Raw genomic sequence first — 22,256 nt, 5'->3', positions numbered from 1 at the left:
CATGATTGCGCTCGATACTATCGACACACGGCTGCTCGACGAATTCCAGCGCGGATTCCCGCTTGAGCCGCGTCCCTTTGCGCGGATCGGACTTGAACTTGGTGTGGAGGAGGGCGCGGTTCTCGACCGATTGACCCGCCTGTCGGCAGGTGGCGCCGTGGCGCGGGTCGGCGCAACCGTCCGTCCTAACACGGCCGGTGCCTCGACCCTTGCCGCGCTTGCTGTGCCCAAAGGGCGGCTGGAGGAAGTGGCGGCCCTTGTTGGGGCCGAGTCCGGCGTGAACCATTCCTACCAGCGCGAGGCGGACTGGAACCTGTGGTTCGTGGCGACGGCAGCGGATGAGCGGGCGTTGGCGCAATCCTTAGAGCGTATCCGCAAGACCACGGGATTGCGACTTCTGGATCTGCGGCTTGAGCGGGCGTACAATATTGATCTCGGCTTTCGCCTGTCGGGCCTGCCACGGGCCATGGGGGTGACCGCCGAGGCGCGGCCCGAAGTGCTGCGCCCTGATGATCGCCCCTTGTTGCATGCCCTCTCTCAGGGCTTCGTGCTAGTGCCGACGCCCTATGCGGCCCTCGCCGACCGTCTTGGCCGGACCGAGGGGCAGGTTCTGTCTCGTATCGGCCTGCTGGTTTCCGCCGGCATCATCACACGGTTGGGGGTGATAGTGCGTCACCGTCCGCTTGGCTGGACTGCGAATGCCATGGTCGTCTGGGACCTGCCCGAGGCGCGGATCGATGCGGCCGGGCAGGCGCTGGCCGGACATGCGGGTGTGACGCTATGCTATCGCCGCCGCCGCGTGCCGGGCGTCTGGCCCTATGCACTTTATTGCATGATCCACGGAAAGAGCCGCGACGCGACGCTTGAGGTGCTGGAGGCTGGCCGGCTTTTACCCGCCTTGCAGGGCGCAGCCCTCCGCGTACTCTTCTCCACGCGCTGTTTCAAGCAATCTGGTGCCCGCCTGGTGGAGGCCGCATGAAACGCGCACCCCTCCCCCCGGGCTCTCTCGACGATACGGATCGCAGGGTTCTGAACGCATTGCAGGATCGCCTGCCCATAAGACACAGCCCCTTCGACGAGGTGGCCGGACCACTTGGCTTGACAGAGCGAGATCTGATTGCCCGGATCGCCCGCCTGCGCGAGATCGGCGCCATCACCCGGTTCGGGCCCTTCTTTGACGCGGCTGCCATGGGTGGCGCATTCTGCCTTTGCGCCATCGCAGTGCCCGCCGCCCGCTTTGACGAGGTCATGACTTTGGTCAATGCTCATCCCGAGGTGGCCCATAATTATGAACGTCAGCACCATCTGAACATGTGGTTCGTGCTGGCTTGCGAAAAGCCGAACGGGATCGCCCGGGTGGCCAAGCGGATCGAGGCCGAGACGGGTTTGCACGTTCACCTCTTTCCAAAACTGAAAGAGTTCTTCATCGGGTTCCGGGTCACTGCATGATTATCGACGCTACCGACCGCAAGATCATCGCCGCAACGGCGAGCGGCTTGCCGCTGGTGCCGCACCCCTTTGCCGAGGTCGGAAGCTGGCTGGGGTTGCCAGAGTCCGAGGTGATCGCCCGTGTGACGCGGATGCAGGAGGCAGGCGTCATACGTCGCGTCGCAATCGCGCCCAACCACTATGCGCTTGGCATGGTCGCCAACGGAATGAGCGTCTGGGATGTCGATGATCAGGACGCCGAGACGCTGGGTGCCCGGGTCGGCGCGCTCGACTTCGTCAGCCATTGCTACCTGCGCCCGCGCAGCCTGCCCGACTGGCCCTATAACCTGTTCGCCATGATCCACGGCCAGACCCGCGACGAGGTCGAGGTGAAACGCGCGGGGATCGCCGCCCTGCTTGGAACATCCTGCCGCGGGTCAGACGTGCTTTATTCCACGCGTATCCTGAAGAAGACGGGTATGCGCCTTTCCGAGGGAGCGTGAACCATGTTCCGCCTGACCCAGTACATGCGCGAGCTGGTGGCGCCCACCCCGGTTCGCCGCCGTGCCGCTGCCGGGGGTGTCAAGCCCGTGGTGATCTGGAACCTGACGCGCCGCTGCAACCTGCGCTGCCGGCATTGCTACACGACCAGCGCCGATGTGCCCTTTCCGGGTGAGTTGACCCATGAACAGGCAATGGCGGTGGTGGATGACCTGCATCGTTTCGCCATCCCCGCCCTGATCCTGTCGGGGGGCGAGCCGCTCAGCCGGTTCGATTTCTTCGAGATTGCCACCCGCGCGCGCGACCTGGGCTTCCGCCACCTGTCACTTTCCACCAACGGGACCAAGGTGGCCGAACATATCGACCGTATTGCAGAGCTGGGCTTCGACTATATCGGCATCTCGCTCGACGGGATCGGGGCAATGAATGACTGGTTCCGCGGTGTCGATGGGGCCTACTTCGAGGCGCTGCAGGGCGTGCGGGCCTGCAAGGCGCGCGGCGTGAAGGTGGGCCTGCGCTTCACCATCACCGAGGACAACGCCTCGATGCTGCCCGCGATGATCGACCTGTGCGACAGCGAGGAGGTGGACAAGTTCTACCTCAGCCATCTTGTCTATGCCGGGCGCGGCGACAAGCACAGGGGAGAAGATACCGCCCACCGGCGCACGCGCGACGCGATGGACCTGCTGATTGACAGCGCATGGTCTGCCGTGTCGCAGGATCAGCCGCTGGAGATCGTGACTGGCAACAACGACGCCGATGCCGTCTATTTCCTGCAATGGGTCGAGCGGAACTTCGATGCGGAACGCGCCGCCCATGTGCGGACGCATCTGGCTGCCTGGGGGGGCAATTCCTCGGGGCTGGGCGTTGCCAATATCGACCCGCAGGGCAAGGTGCATCCCGACACCTACTGGTCCGACTATACCGTGGGATCGGTGAAGCAGATCCCGTTCAGCGCGCTCTGGACCGGCGATGACCGGATGCTTGCCACCCTGCGCCAGCGGCCCCGCCCGCTGAAGGGTCGCTGCGGCGACTGCGCCTTCAAGGACATCTGCGGCGGCAACACCCGCATCCGCGCGCTGCAGGTCTCGGGCGATCCTTGGGCCGAGGACCCAGCCTGCTACATGACCAATGCCGAAATCGGGGTTGATGCGGCCGAGCGGCTGGTTGTCACCCCCTTCCGTGGAAAGAGCCATGATCCGGCGCACCAGTTCTCATAGCCTGCGCCTGACCGGTGCAGCGCTTGTCCTGATGGCCTGCTCAGCGGCGGCCGGGGCGGCGCCGGACGGGGCGATGATCTTTTCCGACCTTTGCGCCGCATGCCATTCTGAGACCCGGCTGGGCGGGACCGGGCCTGCGCTCATCCCTGAAAGTCTTGGCCGTCTGAAGGGCGAAAAGCTGCAAGCTGTGATCGCCAAGGGGCGCCCGATGACGCAGATGCCGGGCTTTGCGCAGACGCTGTCTGCGTCAGAGATCGCGGCTGTGGCAGACTATGTATCCGCGCCGCTCGCGAAGGCGCCAGTCTGGGGAGTGGCCGAGATCGAGGCCACGCGCAGCCTGCGCGACGACTATACCCCCGCCACGGCGCCGGTGTTCATGGCCGATCCGATGAACGTGACGCTGGCGGTCGAAACCGGCGACAGCCATATCTCGGTGCTGGATGGAGATACATTTGCGGTGCTCGACCGGTTCGAGACGCCCTTCGCCGTCCATGGCGGGCCGAAGTTCAGCCCCGACGGGCGCTACGTCTTTGTGATGTCGCGCGATGGATGGGTGCAGAAATACGACATCTGGTCGCTGCACGAGGTGGGGCGGGTCCGTGCCGGGCTGAACAGCCGCAACATCGCGATGAGCCATGATGGCAAATGGCTCGCGGTGGCCAACTATCTGCCAAGGACGCTGACCATCCTCTCGACCGACGATCTGTCGGTTGCAAAGGTGATCGAGGTTGCGGGCCGTGACGGCACACCCTCTCGTGTAGCGGCGGTCTATCAGGCGCCAGAGCGCCAGTCCTTTGTGCTGGCGCTGAAGGACGTGCCCGAGATATGGGAAGTGGCGACCAACCCCGTCGCGGGGCCATTTTACGACGGATTCGTGCACAGCCACGAAGCTGACATGAAAGAGGCGCTTGGCACCGAAGAGGGCCTGTTCGCCCGGCGCCGGATCGACGTCTCGGCCCCGCTTGATGATTTCTTCTTCGACCCCGACTACCGTAACCTGATCGGCGCAAACCGCGAAGGGGAAACCGGCGTTGTGGTGAACCTCGATGTCGGTCGCGAGATTGCGACCCTGCCTCTGCCGGGTATGCCGCATCTGGGATCTGGCATCTCATGGATGCGCGACGGGCGGCGGGTCATGGCGGTGCCTCATCTGAACGAGGGGCGCATCAGCATCATCGACATGACGGACTGGAGCCTTGTGAAGCTGGTCGAGACCAGTGGGCCGGGCTTCTTCCTGCGCAGCCATGACGGAACGCCCTACCTTTGGGCCGATGTCTTTACCGGGCCGCACAAGGGCGAGATGCACCTGATCGACAAGAAGACACTCGAGGTGATCAAGGTGATCACCCCCGAGCCGGGCAAGACTGTCGCGCATACCGAATTTACCAAGGACGGCAGCCGGGCGCTGGTCTCCATCTGGGAGGATGATGGCGCCGTGATCGTCTTCGACACCAAAACGCAGACCGAGTTGATGCGCCTGCCCATGCGCAAGCCTTCGGGGAAATACAATGTCTGGAACAAGATTACCTTCGAAGATGGCACCAGCCACTGAATCGCTGTGGAAGTTGGGACTGATCCTGTGGCCGTTTGCCACAGGGGCGGTTGCGATCAACCTGTTCCTGCTGGGTCTGATCGGCGTGTCGATGGGCCTGCCAGCCGTTACCCCTGTCAGCGCCCTGATCTGGTCTCTGCCCTTGGGCATACCCGCAACCCGGGGCTTTGCCGTCTGGATCCGCAGCCTGATCCGCGAGGCCGAGGGCCGCAAGCCCCGTTGATAAGCGCCATGCCCGGAAAATAGACATTCAAGATGTCGAATTGATCTTGGTCAAGGCAAGTCCAGTCGAATCCGTCCACTAACCCCACATGCGAACCTTGATGCGCGCCCTTCTTGCCCTGTCGATGTCGTTGGCGCTTGCGCTATACGGCGCGGCGCTGGCGACGCCGGCGGCAGCGTCCGGTCCGCTGACCGAACTGGTCATCTGCGGCGATGACGGGGCCGAGACGATCCTGCTCGACGTCACCGGAAATCCCGCAAAGCCCGCCTCTGAATGCTGCAAGTGTCAAAGCTGTCTTGCCGCGGTCGATGCCTTTGTTCTCCAGCAGGCATTCGCACTGACCGCCCCTGACCTTTCGGCCCATACTGTCACGTTTGGTGCCGGGCGAGTCGTTTGCCCCGATCGCGCGCTCTATCCGATGCCGCGCGGCCCCCCACTCCACCCCCAAGCCAAAGTGAACCGGATCGACGACGTCGCCGGATCTCTCTTCGTTTCGCTTGAGTTTCGTCAAGTGAGTCGTGGATGGATCGTGCGACCCATCGGGCACTTCAGCGAGGTTGCCCGATGATGAAACTTGTCCGTCTGCTTTCCCTGTTCGCCGCGACTGTATGGTTGTCCATCGCAACCCTTTCGCCCGCCGTTGCCGCGACGGTTCTGGACAAATTCCTGTCCGAGGTGCCGCCAGCCGATCTGGTGCCGGGCGCCGAGGCTTTTGGCCCGATCCGCGAGGATGCCGCCGTCGCACCCGTCCTGAAGGGCGGCGAGACCATCAGCTGGGCCTTTATCACATCAGATTTCGTGGGAACGACCGGCTATTCCGGCAAACCCATCCACACCATGGTTGCCGTTGACGCTGATGCAAAGATCATCGGCGTGCAACTGGTCAAGCATTCCGAACCCATCGTCCTGATCGGGATCCCGGACGCCAAGATCAAGGCGCTGGTCGGGGCCTATGTCGGGCTCGATCTGGTGGCCGAGGCAAACTCGGGGGGGACCAGCCATGAGGTGGACATCATCTCGGGCGCGACAGTCACGGTGATGGTGATCGACGATTCGATCGTGCGCTCAGGGCTCAAGGTGGCGCGCGTGCTGGGCCTCGGCGGACTTGCGCCCGAGGCCGCCAGCGCGGGGCCCGCGTTCGAGTTCAACCCCGAGGCCAAGGCTCCGTCCGACTGGATAACCATGGAGGGGGATGGCACGCTGCGCCGTCTGTCGCTGGGTGTGGGCCAGGTGAACGCTGCCTTCGCGGCGATCGAGGACAAGCGCGCAGCCGAACGCGCGATGACTGAGGCGCCGGAGACGACTTTTGTCGAGATGCAGACCGCACTTGTCTCGGTGCCAGCGATCGGCAAGGCCCTGCTGGGCGAACAGGACTTCGCCAACCTCCAGGGTTGGCTGGCCGATGGCGACCATGCGATCATGGTTGCGGGGCGCGGGCTCTACAGCTTCAAGGGTTCAGGCTATGTGCGCGGCGGCATTTTCGACCGGATCGTGCTGATTCAGGATGATGTCGCGGTGCGCTTCCGCGACAAGATGCATCGGCGGCTTGTCAGCATCGCCGCCGAAGGCACTCCAGATTTCACCGAGATGGATCTGTTCAAGGTCCCCGCCGAGACCGGGTTCGATCCGACCAAGCCCTTCCGTCTGCAACTTCTGGTCCAACGTGAGGTCGGGCCGATCGAGAAGGTCTTCACGACGTTTGATCTGGGCTACCAACTGCCTCCACAGTACCTGCGCGCCGTCGCCCCGCCACCCACAGCCGAGCCTTCGGTGGCACAGGCCGCAGCGGCGCAGGACGAAGGATCGGCACAGGCCGAATTGTGGAAGAAGATCTGGCTGGGGTCCAAGGCCGAGATTGTCGTGCTGGGCGTTATGCTGATGGTCCTGACGGTGGTGTTCTTCTTCCAGAGTATTGCGACCCGCAATGCGCGCGCCTTCTTCTGGTTCCGCATGGCCTATCTGACGGTGACGCTTGTCTTTCTTGGCTGGTACGCCAATGCGCAGCTTTCCGTCGTCAACCTAATGGCGCTCTTCGGTGCGCTGGTCACAGGCTTCAGCTGGCAGGCGTTCCTGCTTGACCCGCTGACTTTCATCCTTTGGTTCGCGGTGGCGGCGGCGCTTCTGTTCTGGGGCCGCGGGGCCTATTGCGGCTGGCTCTGCCCCTTTGGCGCGCTGCAGGAATTGTCCAACCGTATCGCGCGGCGTCTGCATGTGCCGCAGTGGATGCTGCCTTGGGGCCTGCATGAGCGGCTCTGGCCAGTCAAGTACATGATCTTCCTTGGGCTTTTCGGCGTCTCGCTGATGAGCGTGGAGCAGGCTGAGCATCTGGCCGAAGTCGAGCCCTTCAAGACCGCGATCATCCTGAAATTCGTGCGGGCCTGGCCCTTTGTGGCCTATGCCGCCGCGCTGCTGCTGGCGGGGCTGTTCGTCGAGCGGTTCTATTGCCGCTACCTCTGCCCGCTGGGCGCGGCACTTGCGATCCCGGCGCGCATCCGCATGTTCGACTGGCTGAAGCGCTACAAGGAATGTGGCAACCCCTGCCAATCCTGCGCCAATCAGTGCCCGGTGCAGGCTATTCATCCGACCGGCGAGATCAACCCGAATGAATGTGTGAACTGCCTGCATTGCCAGGTGCTTTACCAGTCGAAAACCATCTGCCCCGTCGTCATCAAACGCCTGAAACGGCGCGAGACGGTAGGCGCGGCCCCCGAGATCCTGGGCAAGCCCCCGACGGGGCACCCGAACGCAGCCCGATAAACAGTCTTCCATCTGAAAGGAGTTCCATCATGGAAACCGAAAACAAGACAGGGATCAGCCGCCGCATGCTGCTTGGCGCCACGGCCGGCGGTGCGGCACTCGCCGGCGCGGTCGGCGGTCGCCTGGCACTTGGCACTGGCGCGCTTGGTGTAGCGACTGTCGCGGGCACGGGTGCTGCTCATGCCTCGACCGGCAGCTTCAACGTGGCGCCGGGGCAACTGGACGAATACTACGGCTTCTGGTCCTCAGGTCAGACCGGGGAGATGCGTATCCTTGGCATTCCGTCCATGCGCGAACTGATGCGCGTTCCGGTCTTCAACCGCTGCTCGGCCACCGGCTGGGGCCAGACAAATGAATCGATCCGTGTCCACCAGCGGACGATGACCGACAAGACCAAGAAGCTGCTGGAAGCCAACGGCAAGAAGATCCACGACAACGGCGACCTGCATCACGTCCACATGTCCTACACCGAGGGCAAGTACGACGGTCGCTATCTGTTCATGAACGACAAGGCCAATACCCGCGTGGCGCGTGTGCGCGCCGACGTGATGAAATGCGACGCCATTCTCGAGATCCCGAACGCCAAGGGCATCCACGGCATGCGTCCGCAGAAATGGCCGCGGTCGAACTATGTGTTCTGCAACGGCGAGGATGAAGCGCCGCTGGTGAACGACGGCAGCACCATGGCTGACGTGAAGACCTATGTGAACGTCTTTACCGCCGTCGATGCCGACAAGTGGGACGTTGCATGGCAGGTGCTGGTTTCCGGTAACCTCGACAACTGCGATGCCGATTATGAGGGCAAGTGGGCCTTCTCGACCTCGTACAACTCGGAAATGGGGATGAACCTCGCGGACATGACCGCTTCCGAGATGGACCATGTGGTCGTGTTCAACATCGCCGAGATCGAAAAGGCCATCGCCGACGGCAAGTTCGAAGAGGTGAACGGCGTCAAGGTGTTGGACGGCCGGAAAGAGGCGAACAGCCAGTTCACCCGTTATATCCCGATCGCAAACAACCCGCACGGCTGCAACATGGCGCCGGACAAGAAGCACCTCTGCATCGGGGGCAAGCTCTCGCCGACTGTGACGGTGATCGACGTGACGAAGCTCGATCCGCTGTTCACCGACAACGCCGATCCGCGCAGCGCCGTTGTGGCAGAACCGGAACTCGGGCTCGGGCCGCTGCACAACGCCTTTGACGGCAAGGGCAACGTCTATACCTCGCTCTTCCTCGATAGCCAGGTGGTCAAGTGGAACATCGAAAAGGCCATTCAGGCGTTCAACGGTGAAAAGGTCGATCCGATCCTCGACAAGGTCGATGTGCAGTATCAGCCGGGTCACCTCAAGACCTCGATGGGTGAGACGCTGGAGGCCGATGGCAAGTATCTTGTCTGCCTCTGCAAATTCTCGAAGGACCGCTTCCTGAACGTGGGTCCCCTGAAGCCGGAAAACGATCAGCTGATCGATATTTCGGGCGACAAGATGGTGGTCATCCACGACGGTCCGACCTTCGCCGAGCCGCATGACGCCATCGCCGTGCACGCCAGCAAGATGACCGGCATCAAGTCGGTCTGGGACCGTCAGGACGCGATGTGGGCCGAAACCCGCAAGCAGGCCGAAGCCGATGGGGTGAACCTGGATGACTATCAGGACACCGTGATCCGCGACGGCAACAAGGTGCGCGTCTATATGTCGAGCCAGGCGCCGCAGTTCGCGCTGGAGGAGTTCACGGTCAAGGAAGGCGACGAGGTGACGGTGGTCATCACCAACCTCGACGACATCGACGACCTGACCCATGGCTTCACCATGGGCAACCACGGCGTCGCGATGGAGATCGGGCCGCAGCAGACCTCGTCGGTCACTTTCGTTGCGGCAACTGCGGGTGTTTACTGGTACTACTGCCAGTGGTTCTGCCATGCCCTGCACATGGAGATGCGCGGCCGGATGTTCGTGGAACCGAAGGGCGCCTGATCATGAAGCGGCTTGCCCTTGCCCTTGCACTGCTTGTCGCCCCGATGGCGGGGGCCGCGGAGCGGCATGTCCCGCCGGGGCAGGGTAGCCTTGCCAGCGCCATCGCCGGGGCTTCTCCCGGCGATGTGCTTGTGCTGACCGACGGGGCCTATACTGGTCCCGTCACCATCGACCGGCCGCTGACCCTGCAAGGACCGCGTGACGCCATCGTGGACGGACAGGGGCATGGCACGGTCATTACCATCAGTTCGCCCGACGTGACGCTGCAGGGCTTTGCCGTCACTGGATCGGGGGCGATGAACCAGCAACTTGACGCCGGCGTGAAGATCCTGAAGGGCGCCGACCGTGCGGTGATCGAAAACCTGCTGCTGCAGGACAACATGCACGGCATAGACGTGCATGGCGGTCGCGACGCGCGGGTGGCGAACAACGAAATCATCGGGCGCCAGAACGCGCGGATGAACGAACGTGGCAACGGCATCTACATCTGGAACAGCCCCGGCACAGTGGTCGAGGGCAATTCCGTCCGCTTTGGCCGCGATGGAATCTTTTCCAACACCTCGCGCAAGGGGACCTACCGCAACAACAGCTTCCGCGACCTGCGCTTCGCCGTGCACTACATGTACACGCATGACTCCGAGGTTTCGGGCAACATCAGCATCGGCAACCATCTGGGCTTTGCCATCATGTTTTCGGATCGCGTGCAGGTGTTGAACAACCTGTCTTTGGGTGATCGCGAACACGGGCTGATGCTGAACTATGCCAACGGCGCCGATGTGTCAGGCAATCTCGTACGCGGGGGCACGAAGAAATGCCTGTTCATCTACAATGCGCACAAGAACCTGATCTACGGCAACCGCTTTCAGGACTGTGGGATCGGCGTGCATTTCACCGCCGGGTCAGAGCGCAATGTGCTGACCGGGAACACCTTCCTGTCGAACCGCGAGCAGGTGAAATATGTCGGCACCCGCCATATCGAATGGAGTTTCGAAGGGCGCGGGAACTTTTGGTCCGACCATCCGGCCTTTGACCTGAACGGCGACGGCATTGCCGATGGCGTGTTCCGCCCGAATGACCTGATGGACCACATTCTGTGGTCGCAGCCTGCCGTCGCCTTGCTCACGGGCGCCCCAGCGGTGCAACTGATCCGCTGGTCGCAAGCCAGCTTTCCCGCTACACTCCCCGGTGGCGTGACGGACAGTCACCCGCTGATGACCCCGCTCGACATCGCTGTGCCCTCCGAAATGCTCGCCCCTGAGGCAGAGGCGGCGGGTCGTTGGGCAAAAGGTGAATATGATGATATCGACCCTGAAAATCTCGTCACTCACTAAGCGGTTCGACGGCGTTTCTGCCTTGACCAATGTGTCGCTGGCGGTGGCGCCAGGGCAGCGCGTGGCCCTTCTGGGGCATAATGGCGCCGGCAAGTCAACGATGATGAAGATCATCCTCGGGTTGATCCCGGCTTCCTCGGGCACGGTCGAGGTCCTGGGTGCGGCGCCGGGTTCGGCCGTGGCGCGCGCGGGCGTGGCCTACCTGCCGGAAAACGCGGCATTCCACCCTGCGCTGACCGGCGAAGAGCAGTTGCGCTACTATCTGCGCCTGCGGGGCGAAAAACCGGCGCAGGCCTTGGCGCTGCTGGATCGCGTGGGGCTTGCCCATGCGGCGCGACGGCGCATCGGCACCTATTCCAAGGGGATGCGTCAGCGTGTGGGCCTTGCGCAGGCGCTGATCGGGCATCCAAAGCTGTTGGTTCTGGACGAGCCGACCAGCGGGCTCGACCCCGTCTCCCGGCGTGATTTCTATGCGCTGCTTGACGGGCTCGCGGCCGAGGGGGCGGCGATCCTGCTGTCGTCGCACGCACTGACCGAGGTCGAGGCGCGCACCGACCATATCCTGATCCTGGCGCGCGGTCGTCTGGTGGCCGAGGGTACTCTGGCCGATCTGCGCCGCGTGGCCTCGCTGCCGGTCGCGATGACCGTCACCGCCCATAACGGCCATGCGAGCGCGATCGCTGCCGGCCTGCCGGGCGCGCGGATCGACGCGGGCGGCCTGCTGCATCTGACCTGCGCGCAAGAGGACAAGCTCTCGACGCTGGCCCGCATCGCCGCCTTTGGCCCGGATGTGGTCGATATCGACGTGATCCCGCCCAGCCTTGAAGACATCTACAGCCACTTCAGCCAGAGAGAGGGGCAATGATGGATCGTGTCCTTGCGACTGCGGGAACCGAATTCCGCATTGCGCTGCGCAACCGCTGGGTTGCCATCGCCATTGTGTTGATGGCGCTGTTCGCGCTGGTCCTTTCTGCCGCAGGCTCGGCGCCGACGGGCGGTCTGGGCGTTGACCGGCTGTCGGTGACTGTCGCCTCGCTGACCTCGCTTTCCGTCTATCTGGTGCCGCTTCTGGCCCTGCTGATGAGCTTTGACGCCATCGCCGGAGAGGTCGAACGCGGCACGCTGCCCCTGCTGCTGACCTATCCGGTCGCACGGATCGAGATCGTTCTGGGCAAGCTCGCGGCCCATGTCGCGATCCTCGCGCTGGCGGTGGGCGTGGGCTATGGCATCGCGGCGGCGGCGGCGCTGGCGGTCGATCCTGCTGCGGTGGCGGGCCTTCCGGCGCTGTGGCGGCTTGGCTGGACCTCGGTCCTTCTGGGGGCCACCTTCCTTGGTGCGGGCTATGCGCTTTCGGCGCTGGCGCGGCGGCCATCGGGGGCGGCGGGGCTGGCAATCGGGCTATGGCTGGGGCTGGTGGTTCTTTATGACCTTGGGCTGCTGGCGGCGGTCGTCGCCGATGATGGCGGTTGGTTCACCACCGATCTGTTCCCGGTCGCGCTGCTGGCCAATCCGGCCGATGCGTTCCGGCTGTTCAACCTTTCGGCATCTGACGCGACGGCTGCGGCCTCGGGTGTCGGCGGAGCGGCTGCGGCCATCCCGATCTGGCAATCGGCGCTGTCGATTCTGGCCTGGCCAATGGTCGCGCTGGCCCTTGCCACGGCCGCCTTCCGCAAGGTGACACCATGAAACGCGCGCTGATCCTGGTGCTGATGCTGGCGGCCTGCCGCGACGAGGTCGCCCAGGCGGTCGATCCGATCACGCTGACCGACGAGGCCATCGGGCACTATTGCCAGATGAACCTGAACGAGCACCCCGGCCCCAAGGCACAGGTGCATCTCGAAGGATTACCCGGCGCACCGCTGTTCTTCAGCCAAGTACGCGACGCCATCGCCTATTCGCGCCTGCCTGAGCAAAGCCACACCATTCTTGCGATATGGGTCAATGACATGGGTGCCCCCGGCGCCACATGGGAGGTGCCCGGACCCGCGAACTGGATCGACGCGAAGACTGCGCATTTCGTCGTGGGGTCCGCGCGCGAGGGGGGCATGGGCGCGCCCGAACTGGTGCCATTCTCTGATGCCGCCACCGCGAGAGACTTTGCAGATCAGCATGGCGGGACGGTGATGGATCTGGCGGAGGTGCCGGATTCTGCGGTGATCGCACCGGTTGCGGATGTCGATCCCGTAGGTGATTCCGCGGATGACGAAGATTTCAAAGACCGCCTGCGCGCCCTGTCGCAGCGAAACGAGGGGTAAGACCATGTTGAACCGGCGCAGATTCCTGACCATTTCGGCGGCGGCTGTCGCGCTTCCGCGCCGGACGATGGCCTCACCCCATGTCTGGAGCGGTGCCGCCTTGGGGGCACGCGCGACAATCCGGATCACCCATCCTGACGCGCCCGCGATCACCGCCCGCGCCGCGGCCGAGATCGACCGCCTGGAAGGGGTGTTCAGCCTCTATCGTCCCGACAGCGCATTGGCGCGGTTGAATGCCACGGGCCGGCTGGATGCACCGCCGTTTGAGTTGCTGGAGTGTCTGACGCTGGCCGGGTCGGTCCATGTAGCGAGTGGCGGGCTGTTCGATCCGACTGTGCAGCGGCTATGGGAGGCCCATGCCGAAGCGGCGATTGCCGGGCGCCGGATCGCCGGAGACGAGCTTGCAGAAGCACTGGCGCTGACCGGGTGGGGTCGGGTGCGCGTAGAAGCCGACGCTGTCTCGGTGGAGAGGGGCATGGCGCTGACGCTGAACGGCATCGCGCAAGGCTTTGTGGCCGATCGCGTCGCCGCGCTGCTTGAAGCCGAGGGGTTGACCGACATCCTGATCGATACGGGCGAGTTTCGCGCCCTTGGTGGCCAGCCCGACGGCGGGGTCTGGCCCGTCAAGCTGGCGCAAGGCGGCGAGGTCGGGTTGCGGGGACGGGCACTGGCCACATCGGCCCCGCTGGGCACGACCTTCGACCCCGAGGGCCGCCTTGGCCATATCCTTGATCCGCGCACCGGCCAGCCCGAGCGCGCGGCCTGGCGTGCCGTTTCCGTCACGGCGCCGCAGGCCGCACTGGCCGACGCGCTGTCAACCGCCCTTTGCCTGACGAAAGTCAAGGCCGAGGCAGACGCCGTCTGCGACCACTTCGCCGATGTCAAAATCGAATCCCTCTTGCCCGCATGAAAGGAAATGCCATGCTGTTGCGCGTAGCCACCGTTCTTTCCCTTTGTCTGACCGTCCCGGCCTTTGCCGGCGATGCCGCCAAGGGCGAGGCTGACTTCAAGAAATGCAAGGCCTGCCACTCGATCATCGGTGCCGATGGCACCGAGATCCAGAAGGGCGGCAAGACCGGCCCGAACCTTTTCGGCATCGTCGGCAAGCCGGTCGCCTCGTCGGCCGATTTCAAATACGGTGACGGTATCCTTGAGGCCAAGGAAAAAGGCATCGTTTGGGACGAGGCGCAGATCGCCGAGTATGTGGCCGATCCGGGCGCATTTCTGAGAAGGGTCACGGGCGACGACAAGGCGAAAACCAAGATGACGTTCAAGTTGACCAAGGGTGGCGAGGATATGGCTGCTTACCTAGCGACACTGAAGTGAACTGGTCTGCTCCTGAAAAGTAGGTCGCCATGCGGTATGGCTCCCGAGCTATCTGGAGGATAACGGAATGCCCCAGAGGAGAGGGAGATCGTCGCCAAGCTCGGGCAGGTCGACGTATTGGCATCAAGAGGCCATGCGGTTGCCGAGGTCATGGCCTAAGGAGACCACTCAAGTCCCTTGTTGGCCAGCGCGATCGCGACCAGCTTTGTCGGCTTGTGCGCTATCATTCGTGACGGCCAGTTGCACAGCGGAATCTATGGCCGCCCAAGCCAACCCAGTCGCGACATTGCGCCCCGTCTTGAACTGTGCCATCTCGGGTCCAAACGCTTCGACCGCGACGGCCGTTATCGGTCCCATATCTGGCATGATCTGGAGTCGGCGCGCCGTGTCCGATCGGCTGGCCAGCGCCTTGAGTTTCGCGGGGCGCTCGGTGATTCGCGCCTGCATGTCCTAGCACTCTTGCCGGACCAGCGCGGGCACGTCAGCGGCCTCATCTTCCACAAGCACCGTCATGCAATCAAGGAAGCGCATCTACACCGGCGCAGCGGCCCTGCTGGGCAGCCTGCCAAAGGCAGAGTGGCTTCTGGCCGACCGGGACTACAATGCCGACTGGTTCAGGGAAGCGTTGAAAGACAAGGGGATCAAGCCCTGCATCCCCGTCAGGAAGTCTCGTGGCAATCCCATCAGGCACGACAAGCGCCGCTAGAAACGTCCCCAACCGCATCGAGATCATGTTCGGGCGCCTGAAGGACTGTCGGCGCGTCGCAATCATTATGTTTTTTCTATGATGCGAGAACGAAATGCTACGGCGGGGACTGCGCTGCGACGCGCCCGTTACCGTTCCAATATTGAGGGCAAGCTGGCGCCATTCCCGTATCCAATCTATCGGGAGGACTTCGGGGTGAAGCTGTTTGTCGGACTGGATGTGTGAGCTAAGCCCCAATTATTGGACAGTTTCCGGGGTTGTTTAAGCTACTTCCTGCACCTGCTTATCGGTTTGGGTTGCGTTGAAGTAGACAATGGCGGGCGGTTGACCGCCATGGGCAGCGTGGCCTGTCGGAGACCGCCAGTATACTCTGCTCTGTCCTAGGAATCGGCCCGGTTGCCAACACACTGCTGATCGCTGAAATGCTCGCGATCGGTACCATCATTGACGAAGAGGCTGCCGCACTCACTGGATTGGCACCTGTCGCGCCTGACAGAGGGACCCTTCGCGTAAAACGGGCCATCGCAGGCGGTCGCCGTGCCCTGCGGCATTTAATGTTCCAGGCGGCGCTGGTCGCGGCACATCACAACCCAAGCTTGAAGTCCTTTGCAGATCGCCTCCGCAAGGCTGGAAAACCGCACAAGGTCACCATCACACCTGTCGCCAGAAAGGTGGTCACCATCGCTGATGCGCCGTGCAAGAGCCGTCAAAAATGGACCGCTGCGACGGGCTTACAGATACAGTTGCTAATGAGTATCAATTCGACTTTATGAACGGGTTCGGCGGGCGGTTCAATTGACAATTTTCTCATCGATGATTGACATGTGTATCCATTGAACGGAGATATCGATGAGGCCCCACGATATAGCAGAGGTGCGCCACCTGCCCCTGTTTCGCGACATGCTTAAAGTAAGCTTTGAGCAGCTGGTCCAGGGTGCCTATGCCCAAACTTTCCCGGCCGGAATGGAACTGATCCGTCAGGGCGACCCTGCGGATTTCCTGCATGTGGTGCTTGAGGGATCGGTGGAGCTTTATGCCAACTGGGAAAACAGATTATGCACCATGGCAGTCGTCAATCCCATTGGCACATTTATTCTTGCGGCATGTATCAAGGATGCCCCCTATCTGATGTCGGCGCGCACGCTCGAACGATCGCGCCTGTTGCTGGTGCCAGCTTCTGATCTGCGTGCTGTGTTCCGGCGCGACCCGGAATTCGCGGTGTCCACCATCACCGAACTGGCGGGGTGCTACCGGGCAGTTGTGCGCCATGCCAAGTGCCTGAAACTGCGCAATTCGCGTGAGAGGATCGCCGCCTACCTGCTGAAGCAGTCACGCAATCTTGGGGGAATTGCGCGCTTTACGCTGAGCGTGGAAAAGCGCCTGATCGCATCCTATCTTGGCATGACTCCTGAAAACCTGTCCCGTGCAATCCGAACGCTGGACGAGGTGGGGGTGCAGGTAAAGGGGCAGCAGGTGACCATAATCGATATGGCGCGGTTGCAGGCATTTGTGCCGCCCGATCCGCTGATCGATGGACCCGACACCGGCGGAGCGACTGCGGGGGTCAGTCTTCCACAGGGTGTTGCGAGTTAAACCTCTGCCTTGGCGATCAACCCTGAGATCCGGCTTCGGGTGGCAAAGGTTGCAAGCAGGCTGAGCGGCAGTGAATGCCTTATCGCCGCTACGAGCGACACGGCAGGCAGACCCAGCCTAGTGCCCATCAATCCCAGCAGCCACAGGCTGATAGTGGCGGCAGTAGTGGCAAAGGGCTACACGATCAGCCAAAGCCGTCGCGCCGTTCCGCGATTCTTCGCGTCTCAACTGCCGGTGCCATCTTCGAAGTTGACCTTGCGTCAGTAATTATTTTTTCCTGCTGGTTTCACCATCGGCAGGCGGTGCAGCCCGGTCTGGGTGGCGGTATCATAGACGATCACTGCCCCGTCCATCTCTGAGATCGAGAACAGCGCGCGGCAACCATCGTGGGTGAATTCGGCATGCGCGACTGTCCCGTCAGGTTTGGGGGACAGGGTAATCCCCCCCGAAAGTAATGGGCTGCAAAAGTAGAATTTTCTCGCCAAGATGAACGAGGAGATACACTGAGACGCAGATCCTTGCGATCCTGCGGCAGGCCGAAGGCGGGATGCCGGTGGCCGAGCTGAGCTGGGCGCATGGCATGAGCAGCGCGACGTTTTACAAGTGGCGCGCCAAGTATGGCGGCATGGACGCGTCCCTGATCAGCCAGATGAAGGCCATGGAAGAAGAGAACCGGCGCTTGAAGCGGATGCATGCGGACCTGAGCATGCAGGCCGATCTGCTGAAGGAGGCTCTCGGAAAAAAATGACGCGGCCGTCTCAACGCAGCGAGATGGCCGAGAAAGCGGTGGCGCGCCACGGGGTCAGCATTGCGCTGGCCTGCCGGGCCTTCGGGGTCAGCGAGACCTGTTATCGCTACAGCCCGAAGCTGAAGGACGAGAACGAAGAGATCGCTGACCTGCTGGTCGGGCTGACCGATGCCCGCAAGACCTGGGGGTTTGGCCTGTGTTTCCTGCATTTGCGCAACGTCAAAGGCCATCCCTGGAACCACAAGCGCGTCTATCGCATCTATTGCGCGCTGGAACTGAACCTGCGGATCAAGCCCCGCAAACGGCTGAAGCGCGCCAGACGCATTTTGAACTGATGCGGTGGATGCCCCCACCCGACGGCATCGAGCGCTACAACCGAACCGTCCGCCGTGAATGGCTCGACCAATACATCATCGAAACCATCGAGGAGGCACAGGACTTCGCCACGCAATGGCTCTGGACTTACAACAACGACCGCCCGAACATGGGCATCGGCGGCATCACACCCGCCCAGAAACTGAAGATGGCCGCGTAAGTTCTACGAATGCACCCCGTCAAAAATGGGGAGGTTGCCACATCACCTTCACCACCTCAAGGTTTTGCTTGTCGATGATGTGCATCTGCCCCTTGTTTGGCCCGCTAAAGACATCAGCCCACAGAGATGGTTGCGGAAACCCGAACAGCCGGGATAAGTGGATTTTCTGCGGAAGCGCGGCATGATGCTGCGAGCGAGGAGAAGACCATGGCAACACGATTGCACCGGAACCAAAGCCCGGCATTCAAGGCGAAAGTGGCGGTGGTGGCGATCAAGGGCGAGAAGACGTTGATCGAGTTGGTGCAGAATTTCGACGCTCACCTGAACCAGATCAAGTAATGGAGAGATCAGATGCTTGAGGGCCCAACAAGGGAGTTTGCGGAGGCCCTGAAAGCTGAGCTTGAGCTGATTATTGTTGTGAAGACGCTGCATGCGAATACTGGAGAACTGACGCACAAATTCTCCGACCAAGCTCCCACAAAAATGGGGGGACTACTCCACCCACTGAAGGGAGAGGCGTGCGATGGAGTGGATTGAGTTCTGTTGTGCCATGATAGTGTTTCTGGCGTCGCATCGTATTCCAGCGGCCCCTGGCGTGAGAGCCCGGCTTTTGTCTGTGATGGGGCCACACGGCTATGCAATCGGATTTTCTCTGATTTCCGTGCTGCTGCTGTGGTGGTTGATCTCAGCGGCAGAACGTGCCCCCTTCGTACCATTGTGGGATCAGCAGACTTGGCACCGCTGGGTAATCAATCTTGGCATGCCGTTGGCAATCGCGCTTGCGGTTTTCGGGATCGGGGCCGCCAATCCATTTGCGTTTGAAGGGCGGACCGCTGGTTTCAATCCAGACAGGCCGGGGGTTGCCGGCTTAACACGCCAGCCCTTGCTATGGTCACTGGCGCTTTGGGCGGGGCTGCATCTGTTGCCGAATGGGGATCTGGCCCATGTCATGCTGTTTGCGCCGTTTCTGGCAATGGCCCTTATTGGCATCTCAATGGTGGAGCACCGCCGCCGCGCTGCCATGGGCCAGCAAGAATGGGCACGGCTAACCGCGCGAACCAGTGCTGTGCCGGGGCTTGCGCTGATTGGGGGCCGCTGGCGACCGCAGGGGGCGCCGCCAGTGCTGCGCAGCTTGCTTGCGCTGGTGACTTGGGCCGTCTTGTGGCATCTGCATGAACAGATGATCGGTTTTTGGCCCGGGGTCTAACAGGCTGCTGAAAAAGTGCTTGGGCTCCTCGGCCGAATGCCAGAACTTGGGAAATCCGCCTAGAAACGCCGTGCAGGACGTGGGTTTCTCGCTCTTCTGGGCGGAAACCGAAACACTTTTCGTCGATGAGCAGGTTCAAAATCCTTTTTCAGCAGCCTGCTCTCATGATCGCTGTCAACCCATTGTTTAATGGTAAGCGGCGCCAGGCGCCCACCTTCCAGCCTTTGTCCTGATTGTCTCATTGGAGCACAGTGAAGATAAGGACGGAGTTTCTCCATGGAGGCTACATTGGAGGTTCTCCCGGTTGGTGGCCGCGGCCGCCGGAACCGGAAGTGGCCGGATGAGGTGAAGGCGCGGGTGGTCGCTGAGACGCTGCTGCCCGGCGCGACGGTCAACGAAGTGGCGCGTCGGCACGGCTTGCCCGCAAACCATGTGTCGTCGTGGCGAACGCTGGCGCGGAAAGGGCGGCTGGTGCTGCCTGCGCCGGAGGATCCGGTTGAGTTTGCGGCACTGATGGTCGGCCCGGTTGGTGAAGCGTAAGCGGTGTGCCGATCACACCGTGACGGCGTAACTCCACGGGAGCAGATAGTGGATCTGGCTCTGCTTGTGGCCTTGGACGATGGCGGTGAGGGTGGCGGACAGCCACGCATGAGGCTCGACACCGTTCATTTTGCAGGTCTCGATCAGCGAGGCGATGACGGCCCAGTTCTCGGCTCCGGCGTCGTGGCCCGCGAAGAGAGCGTTCTTGCGGTTTAGGGCGATGGGGCGGATGGTGCGTTCTACGGAGTTGTTGTCGATTTCCACGCGACCATCGGTCAGGAAGCGGCCGAGGCCCTCGCGGTATTTGGCGATGTAGGTTAGCGCCTCGCCCAAGGGCGATTTTGCCGACGCACGGGCACGGTGGTGGGCCAGCCAGTCATCGAGGCGGTCGAGGATCGGGGCGCAGCGATCCTGCTGGACGGCCAGTCGGGTTATGGGGGCTCGGCCGCGGATTTCGGCCTCGATGGCGTAGAGATCGCGGATGAGGGCCACGCCTTCCTCGGCAATCGGTGCGGGACCGGTGCGGGTGATCTCGATCAGTTTGCGTCGGGCATGGGCCCAACAATAGGCAAGCTGGATGCCCGGACCGATCCGGTCCGTTGCAATAAGTCGGTTGTATCCGGCATAGCCATCGACCTGCAGAATGCCGCCAAAGCCCTGCAAGATCCGCTCGGCATGCTGCCCGCCTCGACCGGGGGCATAGGTGAAGACCACCCCTGGTGGCGACGCGCCGCCCCAAGGTCTGTCATCACGGGCCAGCGCCCAGAAGTATCCGGTCTTGGTCTTTCGCGCCCCCGGATCGAGCACGGGGGCGCGGGTCTCGTCCATGAAGAGCTTGGTTGATAGCTTCAGGTCCGCCATCAGCGCGTCGTAGACGGGCCGGAGTTCGAAGGCGGCGCGACCCACCCAATCTGCAAGGGTGGAGCGGTCGAGATCGACGCCCTGGCGGCTGTAGATCTGGGCCTGACGGTAGAGCGGTAGGTGATCGGCATACTTGCTGACCAGCACATGAGCGACTGTGGCTTCGGTCGGCATGCCGCCGGGGATCAGCCGCGCCGGTGCGGAGGCTTGGGTGACACCATCCGTGCAGGAGCGGCAGGCATATTTCGGGCGGCGGGTGACGATGACACGGAACTGCGCGGGCACGATGTCGAGCCGCTCCGAGATGTCCTCACCGATGCAATGCAGGCAGCCACCGCAAGCGCAGGTCATGCTGTCCGGCTCGATGACCTCTTCGATGCGCGGCAGGTGCTTGGGCAGCGATCCACGGTTGGCAGCACGCGGTTTGGCAGGGCGATTGGCCACACGATCCTCGGCATCCTCTTCGGCATGGATCACTGCCATCGCGGTTTCCAGATCTTCCAGTGCCAGCTCGAACTGGTCCGGATCACTCTTCTCCGACTTCCGACCGAAGATCGCCTGCTTGAAGGCCGCGACCAGCTTTTCCAGCCGTGCAATCCGCTCGTCCTTGCGCTGGTCGCGCGCGTCCGCGGCGATCAGCATCGCCTTCAGCGCAGCAATTTCTTCAAGCAGGTCAGCGGTCTTCGACATGGCCGGTTTTTACCAAACCACCATGGGCTATGCCTCTAGAAAGAGCCGACTGAGTCATCCTGCCGCAGCCTTGAATGGCTCATTCTACGGCTTCGGGGGCCTTCGCCGCGATGGCCCGAACCCGCCGCCAGTCCAGACCCGCAAACAGCGCCTCGAACTGCGCGTGGTTCACCAGCATCAACCCGTCCGTCACGGCAGGCCAGGTGAAGGTATGCTCCTCCAGTCGCTTGTAGGCCATCACCAGACCGGTGCCGTCCCAGTAGAGCAGCTTCAAACGATCCGCCTTCTTCGCGCGGAACACGAAGACCGTCCCGGTGAACGGGTCCTTGCGCAGCTCATTCTTCACCATCGCGGCCAGGCTGTCGTGCCCTTTGCGGAAGTCGATGGGCTTCGTGGCCACCATTACCCGCACACGGTTCGACGGGAAGATCATGATAGGGCCCGCAGCGCCATCGCCAGTTCCGTGATCCGTGCCGCAGGCGTGGCCGCATCCAAACGCACCGTCACCGGCCCCATGATCAGTTCAATCAACGCCATCGTTGGCACTGTCGGGACCACCATCGGCGACGCAACGGGTGCTGCAAACTCTGCTCCCACAACCTCGGGCACAACAAGTTTGCCCTTCCGGGCCAGCGTCCGCCAGGACGACAAGTGGTTGGCCTTCAATCCATGCCGACGCGCCACCTCATTCACCGTGACGCCCGGAACCAGCGTCTCAGCCACCATCCGACCCTTCGCCTCGTCAGACCACCGACGCTTGGCTGCAGGAGCTGCCAGCAACTCCACAAACCCAACGGCCTCCATACCGCG

General features: G+C 62.6%; 23 protein-coding genes and 3 pseudogenes. 22 read left to right on the top strand and 4 right to left on the bottom strand.

The features are described from left to right. Position 1: 1 nt before the first annotated feature. From ahbB (V6590_RS11460) to V6590_RS11375, 18 genes and pseudogenes are all read left to right on the top strand, one after another. Positions 2-979 (top strand): siroheme decarboxylase subunit beta, encoded by a 978-nt coding sequence (gene ahbB, locus V6590_RS11460; protein WP_335423050.1) that lies wholly within the window; start codon positions 2-4, stop codon positions 977-979. Beyond that, on the top strand, positions 976-1,449 hold the full coding sequence (locus V6590_RS11455; protein ID WP_335423048.1) for an Lrp/AsnC family transcriptional regulator: 474 nt from the start codon (positions 976-978) through the stop codon (positions 1,447-1,449). The genes ahbB (V6590_RS11460) and V6590_RS11455 overlap by 4 nt, the downstream gene beginning before the upstream one ends. Beyond that, positions 1,446-1,931, top strand: a complete 486-nt coding sequence (ahbB, locus tag V6590_RS11450) for a siroheme decarboxylase subunit beta (RefSeq protein ID WP_335423046.1) — start codon at positions 1,446-1,448, stop codon at positions 1,929-1,931. Before V6590_RS11455 ends, ahbB (V6590_RS11450) begins: the two co-directional genes overlap by 4 nt. 3 nt (positions 1,932-1,934) lie before the next feature. Continuing rightward, complete coding sequence (nirJ, locus tag V6590_RS11445; RefSeq protein ID WP_335423044.1) at positions 1,935-3,149, top strand: heme d1 biosynthesis radical SAM protein NirJ; 1,215 nt, start codon at positions 1,935-1,937, stop codon at positions 3,147-3,149. Continuing rightward, positions 3,124-4,701, top strand: coding sequence for a cytochrome D1 domain-containing protein (locus V6590_RS11440; RefSeq protein ID WP_434063254.1), 1,578 nt, complete (start codon positions 3,124-3,126; stop codon positions 4,699-4,701). The genes nirJ and V6590_RS11440 overlap by 26 nt, the downstream gene beginning before the upstream one ends. After that, positions 4,685-4,924 (top strand): hypothetical protein, encoded by a 240-nt coding sequence (locus V6590_RS11435; RefSeq protein WP_335423043.1) that lies wholly within the window; start codon positions 4,685-4,687, stop codon positions 4,922-4,924. Before V6590_RS11440 ends, V6590_RS11435 begins: the two co-directional genes overlap by 17 nt. A gap of 100 nt (positions 4,925-5,024) precedes the next feature. Beyond that, on the top strand, positions 5,025-5,492 hold the full coding sequence (locus V6590_RS11430) for a hypothetical protein (RefSeq protein ID WP_335423042.1): 468 nt from the start codon (positions 5,025-5,027) through the stop codon (positions 5,490-5,492). Continuing rightward, on the top strand, positions 5,492-7,681 hold the full coding sequence (locus V6590_RS11425) for a 4Fe-4S binding protein (protein ID WP_335423377.1): 2,190 nt from the start codon (positions 5,492-5,494) through the stop codon (positions 7,679-7,681). Before V6590_RS11430 ends, V6590_RS11425 begins: the two co-directional genes overlap by 1 nt. Positions 7,682-7,710: 29 nt before the next feature. After that, the gene (nosZ, locus tag V6590_RS11420; protein ID WP_335423040.1) at positions 7,711-9,654 is read left to right on the top strand and encodes a TAT-dependent nitrous-oxide reductase; all 1,944 of its coding nucleotides are present in this window, start codon (positions 7,711-7,713) and stop codon (positions 9,652-9,654) included. Between the two features lie 2 nt (positions 9,655-9,656). Beyond that, positions 9,657-10,985, top strand: a complete 1,329-nt coding sequence (locus tag V6590_RS11415; RefSeq protein ID WP_335423035.1) for a nitrous oxide reductase family maturation protein NosD — start codon at positions 9,657-9,659, stop codon at positions 10,983-10,985. Beyond that, positions 10,951-11,850, top strand: coding sequence for an ABC transporter ATP-binding protein (locus V6590_RS11410; RefSeq protein ID WP_335423034.1), 900 nt, complete (start codon positions 10,951-10,953; stop codon positions 11,848-11,850). The genes V6590_RS11415 and V6590_RS11410 overlap by 35 nt, the downstream gene beginning before the upstream one ends. After that, a complete protein-coding gene (locus V6590_RS11405) occupies positions 11,850-12,671 on the top strand; it encodes an ABC transporter permease (RefSeq protein ID WP_335423032.1) in 822 nt (273 codons plus the stop codon). The genes V6590_RS11410 and V6590_RS11405 overlap by 1 nt, the downstream gene beginning before the upstream one ends. Beyond that, positions 12,668-13,240 (top strand): nitrous oxide reductase accessory protein NosL, encoded by a 573-nt coding sequence (locus tag V6590_RS11400; protein WP_335423030.1) that lies wholly within the window; start codon positions 12,668-12,670, stop codon positions 13,238-13,240. Before V6590_RS11405 ends, V6590_RS11400 begins: the two co-directional genes overlap by 4 nt. 4 nt (positions 13,241-13,244) lie before the next feature. Next, the gene (locus V6590_RS11395) at positions 13,245-14,150 is read left to right on the top strand and encodes an FAD:protein FMN transferase (RefSeq protein ID WP_335423029.1); all 906 of its coding nucleotides are present in this window, start codon (positions 13,245-13,247) and stop codon (positions 14,148-14,150) included. 11 nt (positions 14,151-14,161) lie between these two features. Then, on the top strand, positions 14,162-14,566 hold the full coding sequence (locus V6590_RS11390) for a c-type cytochrome (protein WP_335423027.1): 405 nt from the start codon (positions 14,162-14,164) through the stop codon (positions 14,564-14,566). Between the two features lie 532 nt (positions 14,567-15,098). Beyond that, a pseudogene (locus V6590_RS11385) lies at positions 15,099-15,333 on the top strand (IS5/IS1182 family transposase); the annotation flags it as partial. A 286-nt stretch (positions 15,334-15,619) separates the two neighbouring features. Further along, a complete protein-coding gene (locus tag V6590_RS11380) occupies positions 15,620-16,045 on the top strand; it encodes a transposase (protein ID WP_335423375.1) in 426 nt (141 codons plus the stop codon). Positions 16,046-16,121: 76 nt separating this feature from the next. Further along, positions 16,122-16,865, top strand: coding sequence for a cyclic nucleotide-binding domain-containing protein (locus V6590_RS11375; RefSeq protein WP_335423025.1), 744 nt, complete (start codon positions 16,122-16,124; stop codon positions 16,863-16,865). Positions 16,866-17,125: 260 nt separating this feature from the next. On the opposite strand, the gene V6590_RS11370 is transcribed toward V6590_RS11375, so the two are convergent. Then, complete coding sequence (locus tag V6590_RS11370; protein WP_335423024.1) at positions 17,126-17,350, bottom strand: cytochrome D1 domain-containing protein; 225 nt, start codon at positions 17,348-17,350, stop codon at positions 17,126-17,128. 29 nt (positions 17,351-17,379) lie between these two features. On the opposite strand from V6590_RS11370, the pseudogene V6590_RS11365 reads away from it, so the two are divergent. The 4 genes and pseudogenes from V6590_RS11365 to V6590_RS11350 all read left to right on the top strand — a co-directional run bounded on the left by V6590_RS11365 (position 17,380) and on the right by V6590_RS11350 (position 19,895). Continuing rightward, a pseudogene (locus V6590_RS11365) lies at positions 17,380-18,148 on the top strand (transposase). 207 nt (positions 18,149-18,355) lie between these two features. Beyond that, positions 18,356-18,601 (top strand): annotated as a pseudogene (locus V6590_RS20940) (transposase); the annotation flags it as partial. A 70-nt stretch (positions 18,602-18,671) separates the two neighbouring features. Continuing rightward, a complete protein-coding gene (locus V6590_RS11355) occupies positions 18,672-19,355 on the top strand; it encodes an NnrU family protein (RefSeq protein ID WP_335423022.1) in 684 nt (227 codons plus the stop codon). 276 nt (positions 19,356-19,631) lie between these two features. Beyond that, positions 19,632-19,895, top strand: a complete 264-nt coding sequence (locus V6590_RS11350; protein ID WP_335423020.1) for a transposase — start codon at positions 19,632-19,634, stop codon at positions 19,893-19,895. Between the two features lie 12 nt (positions 19,896-19,907). On the opposite strand, the gene tnpC is transcribed toward V6590_RS11350, so the two are convergent. The 3 genes from tnpC to V6590_RS11335 form a co-directional block, all read right to left on the bottom strand. Next, the gene (gene tnpC, locus V6590_RS11345) at positions 19,908-21,446 is read right to left on the bottom strand and encodes an IS66 family transposase (protein ID WP_335423018.1); all 1,539 of its coding nucleotides are present in this window, start codon (positions 21,444-21,446) and stop codon (positions 19,908-19,910) included. 79 nt (positions 21,447-21,525) lie between these two features. Continuing rightward, a complete protein-coding gene (tnpB, locus tag V6590_RS11340) occupies positions 21,526-21,879 on the bottom strand; it encodes an IS66 family insertion sequence element accessory protein TnpB (RefSeq protein ID WP_335423016.1) in 354 nt (117 codons plus the stop codon). Next, positions 21,876-22,250: a transposase gene (locus V6590_RS11335; RefSeq protein ID WP_335423013.1), complete on the bottom strand. Its 375-nt coding sequence runs from the start codon at positions 22,248-22,250 to the stop codon at positions 21,876-21,878. Before V6590_RS11335 ends, tnpB begins: the two co-directional genes overlap by 4 nt. Positions 22,251-22,256 lie beyond the last annotated feature (6 nt).

It is taken from the genome of Gemmobacter denitrificans (assembly GCF_036964905.1).
GTDB lineage: Bacteria > Pseudomonadota > Alphaproteobacteria > Rhodobacterales > Rhodobacteraceae > Gemmobacter > Gemmobacter denitrificans.
Note: the sequence above shows the minus strand (reverse complement) of the source record. Positions and strands in the feature narration are given on the sequence as shown.